We start from the raw sequence: 14,947 nt of genomic DNA on the forward strand, positions 1-14,947 counted from the left end.
CGACTTCGCTCAGCGTGACATTGAGGGGGGGCTTCGGCTTCGCTCAGCCTGACAGAAAGGGAATTAGCTTTGTTTTTTGTTTATAGATTATGGTTTGGTGTTATTGGTTAAAAAGTAAAATGATCATAACAGATAAAATATTTTAAACTATTTGTCACCCTGAGCGAAGTCGAAGGCTGTTTAAGTAGTAAAGGGCTTCGACTTCGCTCAGCCTGACAGTGGGGGAATTAGTTTTTTTTATGTGCTAAGTCTTGGTGTTATTGGTTGAAAAATAAAATGATCACAACAGATAGAAAATTTAAAACGATTTGTCACCCTGAGCGAAGTCGAAGGCTGTTTAAGTAATAAAGGACCTCGACTTCGCTCAGCCTGACAGTGAGGGTTTGCTGTTGATAGGTTAGCAATAAAATTACCGTATAGCGCAGAATTTCATCTACAACTAAATTTTCAAAATTTTCACCAAAAAAAATCCCAAACCCCAACCTGCAAAGATTGGAATTTGGAATTTATAAAATTGGAATTTAAATTCCCTCAGGAATTTAGTTTCTGATAAGTTTTTTGTATTTCAAACGTTTTGGAGTTAAATCACCACCTAAACGTTTCTTTTTGTTTTCTTCGTATTCAGAGAATCCACCTTCGAAATAGTACACTTCTGATTCTCCTTCAAAGGCAAGAATGTGAGTACAAATTCTGTCCAGGAACCATCTGTCGTGCGAAATTACTACAGCACAACCAGCGAAGTTTTCAAGACCTTCCTCAAGTGCACGAAGTGTATTTACATCCAAATCATTCGTAGGCTCATCTAATAAAAGTACGTTTCCTTCTTCTTTTAGTGTCATGGCCAAGTGCAAACGGTTACGCTCACCACCCGAAAGCATAGCGACTTTTTTGTTCTGATCGCTTCCTCCAAAGTTAAAACGGCTTAGGTAAGCACGAGAGTTTACCTGACGTCCACCCATCATGATTAATTCCTGACCATCGCAGAAATTTTCCCAGATTGTTTTATTTGGGTCAATGTTAGAGTGTGATTGATCTACGTAAGCGATTTTTACGGTTTCACCAACAGAAAATTCCCCGCTGTCGGTTTCCTGCTCTCCCATAATCATTCTGAAAATAGTAGATTTACCAGCACCGTTTGGTCCAATAATTCCAACAATTCCAGCTTGTGGTAAAGTGAAATTCAAATTATCATACAATAATTTATCTCCAAATGCTTTCGCCACATTTTTAGCTTCAATTACATTTGTTCCTAAACGAGGTCCGTTTGGAATATAGATTTCCAGATTTTCATCCAGTTGTTTTTGATCTTCGTTTAATAATTTGTCGTAATTCTGTAAACGTGCTTTTTGTTTTGTCTGACGCCCTTTTGCACCTTGACGAACCCAGTCCAACTCACGCTCTAAGTTTTTACGACGTTTAGAAGCTACTTTTTCTTCTAATGCCATTCTGCTTGATTTTTGATCCAACCAAGAAGAATAATTTCCTTTCCATGGAATACCTTCTCCTCTATCTAATTCAAGAATCCAACCCGCTACATTATCCAGGAAGTATCTATCGTGCGTTACCGCGATAACAGTTCCGGCATATTGTGCTAAGTGTTGCTCTAACCAAAGTACACTTTCTGCATCTAAGTGGTTGGTAGGCTCATCCAATAACAATACATCAGGTTGTTGCAATAACAAACGACATAAAGCTACACGACGACGCTCTCCTCCAGAAAGGTTTTTGATTGGTGTATCTCCGTCCGGAGTACGTAAAGCATCCATTGCGATTTCTAGTTTGGTATCAATTTCCCAAGCTCCAAGCGCATCAATTTTATCTTGTAATGCTGCTTGACGGTCCATTAATTTGTCCATTTTATCCGCATCTTCGTAATTTTCAGGAAGACCAAATAAATCATTTATGTTGTTGTATTCTTCTAAAACTGCCATGGTTTCGGCAACTCCTTCACGAACAATATCAATAACTGTTTTTGTTTCGTCTAATTGTGGTTCTTGCTCTAAATAACCAACGGTATAACCCGGAGCAAAAACTACATCACCCTGATAATTTTTATCAACTCCGGCAATAATCTTCAAAAGAGAAGATTTTCCGGAACCATTTAAACCTAAAATACCAATTTTAGCTCCGTAAAAAAAGCTTAAATAAATATTCTTTAGTACTTGTTTGTCACTGCTTGAGTAGGTTTTACTCAATTTTGACATGGAGAAAATTACTTTCTTATCGTCTGACATTATGATCTATTTTTTAAATTTCTATATTTTTATTTTAAACTCTACCTTTTAAAGCATTAAAAACCCATGCATTAGCAAAGAAACCAACACCTACAGCTCCAAATCCCCAACCCGAAACATCACTATATCTAAAAGCTCCAAGACCTATTAATAACAATCCCATAAGTATCATTATAAAAGTAGCCCATCCTAAAACAGTATTTTTATTCATTCCCATAATTGTGAATTATTTTTTAATCTAGATTATTTTTATTTTTTTGGAAATGCAAATATCGTGAATTTTCATGGCTTAATTAAATATTTTGTAAAGCATTTCTTTTAACAAATCTGATTGAGGTAATGCATTCGCCCCAACTCCTTTACTTTTTACATCGATATCGCGTAATGCGCCTATAATTTGACTTACTTTTCGCATGGGGTAATTCTTTATCGCCAGGTCGTATTCCTTTAAAAAATAAGGATTTACTCCGATGGCTGTAGCTACATTTTTAGGATTCTTGTCTTTGAGCCCGTGGTATTTCAGTAGTTGTATAAAAAATCCAAATACCAGTCCGGTTGTCATTACCAGCGGGTATTCTTTTGGATTGTGAGCAAAATTTTCTGCAATCTTGTAGGCTTTAATCTGATTGCGCTCTCCGATTGCCTTTCTTAATTCAAAAACATTGTAGTCTTTACTGAAACCGATATTTTCTTCAATATGTTGTGGCGTAATTACAGTTCCTTGCGGTAAAATAATCTGTAATTTTTCAAGCTCATTATTGATTTTACTTAAATCGGTACCTAAAAATTCAACCAGCATGGCATTTGCTTTGGGATCAATTGTATATTTTTTTCCCGCTAATACCCGTTTGATCCAGTCACCAACCTGGTTTTCGTATAATTTTTTACTTTCAAAGACTACTCCTTTTTGAGCTAATAGTTTGGTTACTTTTTTACGTTTATCAAGCGTTTTGTATTTGTAACAAAAGACTAAAACCGTAGTTTCCATCGGATTAGCAACATAAGATTCTATTTTGTCAATATTTCTGGATAAGTCCTGCGCTTCTTTTACTATAACAACCTGACGATCAGCCATCATCGGATAGCGCTTAGCCGTTGAAACAATATCCTCGACAGAAACATCTCTTCCGTATAAAACAGTCTGGTTGAATCCTTTCTCCTCTTCTGCAAGTAGATTTTTCTCCATGTATTCCGCTAACTTATCAATATAATAAGGCTCTTCACCCATTAAAAAATAAATTGGCTTAATATTTCCGGCTTTTATATCATTTACAATTTTTACAACTTCATCCATTCATTTTGATGTTTCAAGTTGCAGGTTTCAAGTTTACGCTCCAATAACTTGAAACTTTAAACTTGAAACCTGCAACAATTTTATATTTTTGCTTTATGCTAAAATTAAATTTCCCTACTTATACTTTCCGATTCAAAAATAGCGAAAATAAAGTGTCTATTTTTGATGAAATCAGGAAAAAATTCATCATTCTTACCCCGGAAGAATGGGTGCGTCAGCATGTCGTCCATTTTTTAATGAAGGAGAAAAAATACCCCAAATCACTTATAAATGTAGAAAAAGTCCTGACAGTCAACGGATTGCGAAAGCGTTACGATGTTGTGGTCTTTAATTCTGATGGTTCTATACATATATTGGTAGAGTGCAAAGCACCTGAAGTAAAAATATCGCAGGCAACTTTTGACCAGATTGCCCGTTATAATATGACAATGCAGGCACGGTTTTTGAATGTTACGAACGGTCTGAATCATTATTATTGTCAAATGGACTTTGAAAACGAGAAATATGCGTTTTTACCATCGCTTCCGGACTATAAATAAATTTAATAAATTATAAAAAAATACTTTTGGATAAAATAGCAGTCGTAATTTTAAATTGGAATGGAGTAAAATTGTTAGAGCAGTTTTTACCTTCTGTCATCCAATTTTCGGCAGAAGCCACTATTTATGTTGCAGATAATGCTTCAACGGACAGTTCTATAAATTTCGTCAAAGAAAACTTCCCAGCCATAAAGATTGTCAAAAATGATGGTAATCATGGTTTTGCGAAAGGATACAACGATGCTTTACAACATATTGACGCCGAACTATACGCTTTAGTCAATTCAGATATCGAGGTAACTGAAAATTGGTTGAAACCTATTATCGAAACATTTGATAATGAAAAGCAAACAGCTATTATTCAACCTAAAATTCTGGACTTTAAAAATAAAGAATATTTTGAATACGCCGGTGCAGCGGGTGGTTTTTTGGACAAATATGGTTATCCCTACTGTCGTGGACGTATTTTCGAAACGATTGAAAAAGACAATGGTCAATACGATGATAATTGCGAATTATTCTGGGCTTCCGGGGCTTGTTTTTTTATTAGAAGTACTGTTTATCATGAATTAGAGGGTTTTGATGCTGCTTTTTTTGCGCATCAGGAGGAAATCGATTTGTGCTGGCGTGCTTTAAATGAAGGGTATATTATTAAATACAATTCACAATCGATAGTGTATCATGTGGGAGGCGCGACTTTACAACAGGGAAATCCAAGAAAAACGTATCTGAATTTCAGAAATTCGTTGCTAATGATGGTAAAAAACCTTCCGAAAAAAGGGTTACTCTCCACTCTTTTCATCCGAATGGTTTTAGACGGAATTGCGGGAGTACGTTTTCTTTTTCAAGGAAAATTTCAACACACTATTGCGATTTTGAAAGCGCATTTCTCATTTTATGGCCTGTTTTTTGCGTATAAAAGAAAAAGAAAAGATTTTCAGATCCAACAATACTATAGTGTCAAAAGTATCGTTTACTTGTATTACGTGGAAAAATTGACATTATTTAAAGAAATCTTTAACAGAATTCAATATATTAAAAACTAAATTTGTAATCAACGTCTAATTAAATTAAAATTATGAGAAAAATAGTAATTGCACTATCCGTATTAATGGCTTTAACATCGTGTGTTTCGAAGAAACAATATGCGGCATTAGAAGCTAAAAACAAAGAGACTCAAGACTTATTAAATTCTTGTACTGTAAAACTTAATTCATGTTTGGAAGAGAAAGCAGGCTTAGCAGCTACTGCTGAAAGTTATAAATCGCACAATCAGGACTTAATAAACAGTTCTAAAGACTTGACTGTATTAACTACAAAAGGAGCTGAAAATCTGGAGAAATCTTTAGAAAGTTTAAAAGAGAAAGATTTAAAAATATCAAGACTTCAAGATGCTTTAACTAAAAAAGACAGTGTGACGTTGGCTTTAGTAACAAGCTTAAAAGGAGCAGTTGGAATCAACGATCCGGACATCGAAATCAACGTTGAAAAAGGAGTTGTATTTATTTCTATTGCAGATAAATTATTATTTAAAAGTGGTAGTTATGACGTAAGTGATAAAGCAAAAACAGTTTTGGCTAAAGTGGCTAAAGTTGTAAATGACAAACCGGACTTTGAATGTATGGTTGAAGGTCACACAGATGACGTTCCTTACAAAAGCAACGGAATTATCTTAGACAACTGGGATTTAAGTGTGAAACGTTCTACTGCTATTGTACGTGTATTAACAAATGATCTGGGTGTAAATCCAGCGAAATTAATTGCTGCAGGTAGAAGTTCATATGTGCCTTTAGTTGCAAATGACACTCCTGAAAATAAAGCTCGTAACAGAAGAACTCGTATTGTGGTTATGCCAAAAATCGATCAATTCTACGATATGATTGAAAAAGAAATGAAAAAACAATCGAAATAATTCTTTATTTCCATATCATTTTTAAACAGAAAAAGCAGGTCGAACGACCTGCTTTTATGTATTCTTAACTTTGTTTAATAACCAATTAAATATAAATCAAGAATAGCATTATTTTTAATTAACTAACTAAATTTTAACTGTATTAAAGTTAGTTATTATTTTTAAATTACGATACGTTTTAAGTTTTTTTTTACAAAAGCACTATTAAGGTTTCAATTTATAGCTGCAAATTAGATTTTTATTGCTGTATTGTATCGTTTAACAGCAGTTTATCTCCCACTTTCTTTTCTTCCCATTTACTCAGAAAAACGATGTTTTTCAATATTTGAGTTACTCTCCTGCTTGTAAATGTAAAAACGATCCGTCTGAAAGCGTATTCCGGATTACTCAATTTTTTCAAATAAAAGAAAAATGGTTTAATTAATTCACAAGTAAATTAATCAAACCATTCTTTATTATCCTAAAATTGTATTCTTTTATATTTTACAGAATATCAATATCTCCTTTTCCTTCTCTGATAATTACAGGCTCATGTTCAGATAAATCTATAATTGTTGAACCAACGTTATCTCCATAACCTCCGTCAATAACAAGGTCTACCAGATTTTGCCATTTTTCAAAAATGAGTTCGGGATCTGTTGTATATTCAATTACATCATCCTCATCACGTATCGAAGTAGAAACAATTGGGTTTCCTAACTGTCTTACTATTTCTAAAACAATATTATTATCCGGCACACGAATACCGACAGTGGTTTTCTTCTTAAATTCTTTTGGCAAATTGTTATTTCCCGGCAAAATAAAAGTATAAGGTCCAGGCAACGCCCGTTTTAGGATTTTAAACGTTGATGTATCAATTTGTCTCACATAGTCGGATAAATTGCTTAAATCATGACAAATGAAAGAGAAGTTTGCTTTCTCCAGCTTTACGCCTTTTATTTTTGCAATTTTTTCCAACGCACGGGAATTGGTAATATCACAGCCCAATCCGTACACCGTATCTGTTGGATAGATTACCAGACCACCATTCTGAAGTACTTTTACCACTTTGGCTATTGCAGCTTCACTTGGTTTATCGGGGTATATTTTTATAAATTCTGCCATGAGTTTTTTTTGTTTAAAGTTTTAAGTTTCACGTTTAAAGTTTCACGTTTCATGTTTCATGTTTTACGTTTAAGGACTTGTAATGAGAACTTGAAACATGAAACGTAAAACTTAAAACAAATTCCTTGTTATCCTACCACGTCTAATTTAGCAAATCGAAGTAATAATTTTTTGAGTCCGCCTACTTCAAATTTAATTTCGGCTTTTTTGTCGGGGCCAACTCCTTCCAAATTGACTACCTCTCCTCTACCAAAACGTTCGTGCATTACTACATTTCCGATTGTTAACTTATTATCGAATAAATTCGGAGCGCTACTGTTTGGATTCGTTCCTGCAACAGGTTTCAACTTGCGGACATTTGAATCCGGTCTTGGCTCATTATTGGTATGCTGTTTTGGAGGAGTACTTCCAATCGGTTTTGCTAGTCGCAATTTTGATTTGTCAATATCTCCAAAAATATCACCGTCAATCGGGGATTTGTATCTGTAATTCGTTTCTGCCGGAGTTAAATATTCCAGGTATTGCCCATCAATTTCTTCAATAAATCGGGAAGGCTCACTATCGGTAAGTTTTCCCCAACGGTAACGCGATTGTGCATACGTTAAGTACGCCTGATGCTCGGCACGTGTCAGGGCTACGTAAAACAAACGTCGCTCTTCTTCCAGTTCGCTTCTGGTACTCATACTCATGGCGCTCGGAAACAAATCTTCTTCCATTCCGACTGCAAAAACATGAGGAAATTCCAATCCTTTTGCTAAGTGAATGGTCATTAAAGCGACACGATCTTCATCGGTTGTATCGTTGTCTAAGTCGGTAGCCAGGGCAACATCCTGCATAAATTCAGACAAAGCACCTCTTGCGCCGTCAATTTCTCTTTGGCCTTCGGTGAAGTCTTTTATACCGTTTAAAAGCTCCTCGATATTTTGAACTTTAGCCATTCCTTCCGGAGTAGCATCTTTTTTAAGCTCTTGTACTAAACCTGTTTTTTTGGCTACGTGGTCTGTAATATAAAAAGCATCCTGATTCTGATCAATAACCTGAAAACTCTGAATCATGGTCACAAAATCTTTCAACTTGTTTTTTGTTCCTGTATTCAGTTTCAAATCAATTTTATCGATGTTTACCATTACTTCCCAAATCGATCTTTTATAATGATTGGCAGCAATAGTTAATTTTTCGACTGTTGTATCTCCAATTCCACGAGCCGGATAATTGATAACACGTATCAATGCTTCTTCGTCTTTTGGATTAATAACCAAACGCAAATAACACAAAACGTCTTTGATTTCTTTACGTTGGTAGAAAGACAAACCACCATAAATTCGATACGGAATATCGCGTTTTCTCAAAGCATCCTCCATCGCACGCGACTGGGCATTGGTACGATACAAAATAGCGAAGGAACCATTATGCAACTGATTTTGCATTTTTTGTTCGAAAATTGTACTCGCCACAAAACGACCTTCTTCGGCATCGGTTAAACTTCGGTGTACTTTGATCTTTGGTCCGAAATCATTTGCGGTCCAAACGATTTTATCCAGTTTGGTTTTATTTTTATCGATAATCGTGTTGGCTGCTTCTACAATATTTCGGGTAGAACGGTAATTTTGTTCCAATCGGAACATTTTTACTCCTTCGTAATCCTTCTGGAAATTCAGAATGTTATTGATATTCGCTCCACGGAAAGCATAAATACTTTGCGCATCATCACCTACCACACAAATATTTTGAAATTTATCTGATAATGCTCTTACAATCAAATATTGAGAGTGATTGGTATCCTGGTACTCATCAACCAAAATGTATCTAAAACGGTTTTGGTATTTTGATAAAACCTCGGGAAAACGGGTTAACAATTCGTTGGTTTTCAACAACAAATCATCAAAGTCCATTGCTCCGGCTTTGAAACATCTTTCAACATATTGCTGATAAATCTCTCCTAACCTTGGTCTTTTGGCCATAGCGTCGGCTTCTTGCAACTCAGGATCGTTGAAATAGGCTTTTACCGTAATTAAACTGTTTTTATAATTTGAAATTCGGCCTAAAATCTGTTTTGGTTTATAGACATCGCGATCCAATTGCATTTCTTTAATGATCGAAGAAATCAACCTTGCAGAATCCTGCGAGTCATAAATCGTAAAATTTGACGGGTATCCCAAATGGTCTGATTCGGCACGAAGGATACGGGCAAAAATAGAGTGAAATGTCCCCATCCAAAGGTTCTTTGCTTCAGCAGATCCTACGATATCAGAGATCCTGTGTTTCATTTCACGAGCTGCTTTGTTCGTAAAAGTCAACGACAATATATTAAAAGCATCAACACCCTGATGCATCAGATAAGCAATTCTAATGGTAAGAACACGGGTTTTTCCTGAACCTGCACCAGCAATAATAATCATTGGCCCGTCTTTTTGTAAAACGGGTTCTCTTTGCGCTTCGTTTAGCTGGTCAATATAATTTTGCATGAAATTTTTCTATTTAGGCAAAAATAAGAATTCTAGTTTTAATAAGCTAGTAAGTTTCTGAGGTTCTAAACAATAAAACGTGCTTATTTTATATTCTCTTTTGAAGTAAAAGACGCTCTAAACAGAAGATCTTGACTTTTTCTAAAAAGGTTGTGAGAAATGTTAAAATTTCAGGCAAAATAACAGGATTTATTTGAATAAAATTTTACTTTTATCCTAACTATAAAAAACTGTCTATGAAGAAATTTTACCTACTATTACTTTTATTTTTAAGTTTAAAATTACTGGCTCAAAACCCGGGACTAGATCCTACTTTTAACCCCAAAGATGATGGAGTTTATAAACAAAAAATTGGATCCGGTGCTGTTCTGCTTCCAAACAATAAAATACTAAGCGTCTATAAAAATGGACAGGTTGAATGTAATGTATTGCTTTTGAATCCGGATGGAAGCCGGGATAATACTTTTAATACGGCAGCTTCTTTTTCATCAAAAGACATTCGGATATTTGCTAAATCAGATGGTGCTTTTCTAACGCTTGATTACAGCGGTAAGTTAAAAGCCTTTCATGCAGATGGAACGCTTAACGCAGGTTTTACTATTACAACTATAAAAAACACCAATACCGATACTTATAAAATCAATGATATCATTTATCAAGACGATGGGAAAATCATTCTCTATGGTGCGTTTGATACTTTGAATGACGTTTATGCTGTAGGTTTTGTGCGCTTAAATGCGGACGGGAGTCTTGATCCTACTTTTAAATGGAAATCTGCCGGTAAAAAAATAGTGATCCAGAACGATGGAAATTACGTTGCTGTAGGCGGAACAAGACCATCACGATATTTTGCTGATGGGAAAATGGATTCAAGTTTTAAAATAATTGCTACTATCGATCCTGTGCAAAAATTTGTGACGAATGGCTTTGAAACGGCAGATAATAGTACTATTGATGACATAGCTGTGCAGTCTGATGGAAAAGTAATAGCAGTTGGATGTAATTATGTCGAAAACGGCAGAACCATTTCTTACTCTATTGTTAGACTAAATGCTAATGGTACGAGAGATACGGGATTTAAATTGTTTACAGACAGAGAGCAAAGAATAAGAAAAGTTTATATACAAAGAGACAATAAAATCATCCTTAATATTGACTATTATAAATTTATCCGACTAAATCCTGATGGGTCAACAGATCCCACTTTTAAATACACCAATACAGTAGGTTTTCTAAACGAAGGAGTTTTGCACTTTCAAGGGGATAAAATGATTATCAGCGCTCGTTTTAAAGACAGTCAAGGAATTACCAGAGCTGATATACATCGAATAAATGTTGATGGAAGTCTTGATTTGACTTTTAATCCGCATTCAGGTCCTAATTTATTTTTTAGTGAAACGTCTCCTTTTTTATCGAAAGTACTATTAGATCAAAAGGTTTTATTAGTTGGGAATTTTACAACCTACAATGATACTCCGGTGAGAAATATATGCCGACTCAATCAAAACGGTACCTACGATCCAAGTTTTAAGCTGGATCCAAAGATTCGAATATTAGCGGATACAGACAGTTCATATCGCATTTTGGAGCAGAAAGACGGAAAAATTATATTGGTTCATAATGGTACGCTGTTGATAGATGGTCGTACAACCTCTATTATTAGATTAAAACCTGATGGTACTATTGATCCTACTTTTAACATAGATCAGTATGTGTCCTACAACCCTTCTGATATCCAGCTTTTAAATAATGGCAAAATTCTAATGATAGGTGAAAATGGTGTTTTTATTAACACGGGAGGAAGTTATTATTCTTTTAATATCATTCAACTTAATTCAGATGGTTCACTTGATAATGGCTACAAAAGTGTTCAATACAAAAAGCCATTTAGAATAGCTCCTTTGTCCGATAATAAAGTTTTAGTTTCCTTTCTGGATTACAATCCAAATTATACCTATTATCCGGTTATAAAATTAAATGAAGACGGCACGAAAGACGCTTCTTTCAAATCCGGGATCTACCCTTATTCCAAAATAAAAGAACTAAATGATGGTAAACTATTAATTACCTACTATGATCGATATCGTACTGGTCCCAATGGTGAAGATCTTTATTTGACAAGAGTAAATTCTAATGGTTCGGCTGATCCTACCTTTACCACTTATTCTTTTGCTTCAAGTAAAGTTAATCGTTCTGATTTTTATGAAAATGGAGAGATTAATTTATTCTTAGCTACTTACGCTACTGACTCAACAAAAAAAGTAACGTTTAGTTCGGATGGAAAATTAGTAAACAGTACGACCTTTAATACCTCTCATGAGTTTGTGATTCAAAACTGTGAAGATTTGCTTTTTCACGGGTATTTTGACAAACTTGATGGTGTTAACAAAAGTGGAATCGTTCGCTACAAGACGTCCAACAGTACTTCAAGTTCAAATCCAGCTGGCGAAATTTATCAGCCTTTCACAAATGGACAGACTTTGGCGGATCTTAAAGTGGATGGAGCAGCTTTAAAATGGTACACTTTGCAAAGTGATTGCGGTATCAACAATAAAACAACAAACAAAAGTGCCGCAGATACTGAAACTTTGTTGCCTGCTACAACACTTTTGGTTAACGGAACAACCTATTACGCATCACAAAGTATAAATGGTGTAGAAAGCAGCTATAGATTACCGGTAACCGTATATTCTGCTACACTTGGAGTAAAAGAAAACAATCTGCCTAATTTGGTGACTTATCCAAATCCGGTAAAAGAATATTATACCATTTCCAATCGTGAGGATATTACCGAAGTTCAGGTTTACAATATCCTGGGGCAACTTCAATTTAGTCGTACTTATAACAAAAACAGTGTAGAAATTGATTTTACAGCTTTAAAATCAGGTCTGTATTTTGTGAAGGTATATTCGGAGGGTAAAAGTGATACTTTGAAGGTTATTAAAAATTAGACTACCACTTTTTTAAAGTTATTAAAGTACAAAGGCTCTAAGTTTCTAAGTTTTTCTTCAAAAGAAATCTCAGAAACTTAGAGCCTTATTATCTTAGTCTCTTTACTTATAAAATACGTCGTAGGCAAAACGAATCAAAGTACCAATTACTACAACCAAAAAAAAGATCCTGATAAATCCGTTTCCTTTATTAATGGCCAGTTTGGCGCCAACCCATCCTCCTATTCCATTACAAATGGCCATTGGAATGGCGATTGTCCAGATGATTTTTCCTTTTATCATAAACAGGCAAATCGAACCAAAATTGGTTGCCAGATTGACCATTTTCGCATTCGCGGAAGCGTGAAGAAAATCGAAACCTAAAAGCGCTATAAAAGCCACAACCAGAAAACTTCCTGTTCCCGGCCCGATAAAGCCGTCGTAGAATCCAATAATTATACTTATTACAACAGCATATAATATCTGAGTTGTTGCTGAATGGTCTTTGGCAACCTGCTGTCCGAAGTTTTTCTTTACATAGGTATAAATAAACAACAAAGACAAAACAACCAATAATAGCGGTTTCATAAAGTCATTACTGACAAGGGTTAGAATAGTCGAACCCAAAAAAGCTGATGGGACTGCCAGCCCCATCATAATCAGTAATAATCGCCACTGAATTACGACATTTTTTAAGTATTGAAAAGCGGCTACTGCAGTTCCGCTAAAGGCTGGAATTTTTAAAGTTCCGATCACGGTAGAAACTGGTAAATTGGGTAGCAAAATTAAGCCCATTGGCGTTTGAATCAACCCTCCTCCTCCAACTATGGCATCAATAAATCCTGCAGCAAAGGCAGCTAAACAAAGTAAAATAATTAAGTAGGATTCCATTTTGGTTGGGTATCAGCAGGTTTAATAAATCGGGAACAAAAGTAACCTTCCATTTTGTTTATTACAATAATTTTAAAGTGGATTTCTCCTCAAAAAGTATATTTTTGTTGAAAAATTACGAAAATGGATTTTACACGAATTATAGAATTAGCCAGTTATACTTTACCAGCTATCGTTACCGGATTTGTAGCCTACAGTTTTTTTGAATTACATATTAAAAACAACGATAGAAAACGTGCTTTTCTATTAAATAAACAGGCTCATAAAGAATCCTTACCAATACGTTTACAGGCATACGAGCGTATGACTTTGTACTTAGAACGTATTAATCTGACTAAGTTATTGATTAGAATTGCTCCTATTTCTAACGAAAAACACGATTATGAGAATTTTGTAATTGATCAGATCGAACAGGAATTTGAACACAATCTGACGCAACAGATTTATATGTCCGACGAATGCTGGACTATTATTACCACTGCGAAAAACTCAACGATACAAATTATTCGTAAAGCCGCAATGAGCGACCGTGTTGAGAATGCTGATAAATTACGTGAAGTAATTCTGAACGATTTATTAGAAAAACAGTCTCCAAGTAACGCAGCTTTGGGTTACATAAAAAATGAGGTTGCCGAAATGTGGTAAACCAAATTATTTTGAAAGATTGATGTTTGGTCAATCTTTCAATTTTTTTCCTCTTTCTTCCTTATTGTCTGAAATCGTTATTTTTTTTGCCACGAATTTCACGAATCTTCTCGAATTATTCTTTTGCCACAGATTAAAAAGATTTGCACTGATTTTTTTCACGCAGATCTAGCAGATTATAGCAGAAACACTGCGGCGAAAATCCGTTTAATCCGCTGGATCTGCGTGCTATTTTTTTTATTTCCTATTTGAATGTCATTTCTCAAAAGTTAGTTACTCTTTGTTAAAGTGCTAATTATACTTTATTGAAAGCTCTGGCTGTTTTTTTGCCACGAATTGCACAAATCTTTACGAATTGTTCTTTTGCCACAGATTAAAAAGATTAGCACTGATTTTTTTTCACGCAGATTTGCTTCGCCAGTTCGCTATCGCACGGGTAGCAGATTTTTAATTATCGCATTCCGCGAAAATCCGCTTAATCCGCTAGATCTGCGTGCTGTTTTTTTATTTCCTATTTGCACTGATTATGGATCAAACCCAAAATCTGTGAAGCGGTAACAAAAATGAGTATTAAAATTTAGTTTGTCTACTCCACCTAATTTTGCACAATACCCTCGGTTTGTCCTTTCGACGAAGGAGAAATCACACTAGGAATTCCGCAAAGAAAAGCTCTAATCTTTGTCGAATATTAGATGTGATTTCTCCTTCGTCGAAAGTACTGGACTATAGAAAAAAAAGGCTTTTTACTTCAATAACTACATCGCGATAAATCACAAATAATCACTTAGATGCTCTGTTTTAAATAGTTGATTTTTAATTACTTATATGTGTTTATTGCCGCGAAATAGTTTTTTTATGTCTATTTTTTCTGCTTTCATGACAAAAATTCTCCCTCTTCGTGTCATTTCTTCCTTTACAGGTTTACATCCCCAG

At 35.0% G+C, this 14,947-nt stretch carries 11 protein-coding genes; 5 read left to right on the forward strand and 6 right to left on the reverse strand.

Annotated elements, in window-relative coordinates:
- Window positions 1-539 precede the first annotated feature (539 nt).
- From ettA to holA, 3 genes are all read right to left on the reverse strand, one after another.
- Window positions 540-2,234, reverse strand: a complete 1,695-nt coding sequence (gene ettA, locus AB674_RS07225; RefSeq protein ID WP_047775217.1) for an energy-dependent translational throttle protein EttA — start codon at window positions 2,232-2,234, stop codon at window positions 540-542.
- Between the two features lie 34 nt (window positions 2,235-2,268).
- Entirely contained in the window at window positions 2,269-2,451 is a 183-nt protein-coding gene (locus tag AB674_RS07230) for a CAL67264 family membrane protein (protein ID WP_047775219.1), read from the reverse strand.
- Between the two features lie 72 nt (window positions 2,452-2,523).
- The gene (gene holA, locus AB674_RS07235) at window positions 2,524-3,528 is read right to left on the reverse strand and encodes a DNA polymerase III subunit delta (protein WP_047775220.1); all 1,005 of its coding nucleotides are present in this window, start codon (window positions 3,526-3,528) and stop codon (window positions 2,524-2,526) included.
- 95 nt (window positions 3,529-3,623) lie between these two features.
- On the opposite strand from holA, the gene AB674_RS07240 reads away from it, so the two are divergent.
- The 3 genes from AB674_RS07240 to AB674_RS07250 are packed head-to-tail and all read left to right on the forward strand — an operon-like array spanning window position 3,624 to window position 5,979.
- Window positions 3,624-4,067, forward strand: coding sequence for a type I restriction enzyme HsdR N-terminal domain-containing protein (locus AB674_RS07240; RefSeq protein WP_047775222.1), 444 nt, complete (start codon window positions 3,624-3,626; stop codon window positions 4,065-4,067).
- Between the two features lie 26 nt (window positions 4,068-4,093).
- On the forward strand, window positions 4,094-5,113 hold the full coding sequence (locus AB674_RS07245) for a glycosyltransferase family 2 protein (protein ID WP_047775223.1): 1,020 nt from the start codon (window positions 4,094-4,096) through the stop codon (window positions 5,111-5,113).
- 32 nt (window positions 5,114-5,145) lie between these two features.
- Entirely contained in the window at window positions 5,146-5,979 is an 834-nt protein-coding gene (locus AB674_RS07250) for a flagellar motor protein MotB (protein WP_047775225.1), read from the forward strand.
- Between the two features lie 483 nt (window positions 5,980-6,462).
- On the opposite strand, the gene AB674_RS07255 is transcribed toward AB674_RS07250, so the two are convergent.
- Entirely contained in the window at window positions 6,463-7,083 is a 621-nt protein-coding gene (locus AB674_RS07255) for an L-threonylcarbamoyladenylate synthase (RefSeq protein WP_047775227.1), read from the reverse strand.
- A gap of 128 nt (window positions 7,084-7,211) precedes the next feature.
- Complete coding sequence (locus AB674_RS07260; protein ID WP_047775228.1) at window positions 7,212-9,548, reverse strand: ATP-dependent helicase; 2,337 nt, start codon at window positions 9,546-9,548, stop codon at window positions 7,212-7,214.
- Window positions 9,549-9,784: 236 nt separating this feature from the next.
- Here AB674_RS07260 and AB674_RS07265 point away from each other — a divergent pair, with 236 nt between their 5' ends.
- The gene (locus AB674_RS07265) at window positions 9,785-12,499 is read left to right on the forward strand and encodes a T9SS type A sorting domain-containing protein (RefSeq protein ID WP_047775230.1); all 2,715 of its coding nucleotides are present in this window, start codon (window positions 9,785-9,787) and stop codon (window positions 12,497-12,499) included.
- 102 nt (window positions 12,500-12,601) lie between these two features.
- Here the strand turns inward: AB674_RS07265 and AB674_RS07270 are convergent, their stop codons facing one another.
- Entirely contained in the window at window positions 12,602-13,369 is a 768-nt protein-coding gene (locus AB674_RS07270) for a sulfite exporter TauE/SafE family protein (RefSeq protein ID WP_047775232.1), read from the reverse strand.
- 123 nt (window positions 13,370-13,492) lie between these two features.
- On the opposite strand from AB674_RS07270, the gene AB674_RS07275 reads away from it, so the two are divergent.
- Window positions 13,493-14,014, forward strand: a complete 522-nt coding sequence (locus AB674_RS07275) for a hypothetical protein (protein ID WP_047775235.1) — start codon at window positions 13,493-13,495, stop codon at window positions 14,012-14,014.
- The last annotated feature ends 933 nt before the right edge of the window (window positions 14,015-14,947 follow it).

This window comes from Flavobacterium sp. ABG (genome assembly GCF_001027725.1).
Classification (GTDB): domain Bacteria; phylum Bacteroidota; class Bacteroidia; order Flavobacteriales; family Flavobacteriaceae; genus Flavobacterium; species Flavobacterium cupriresistens.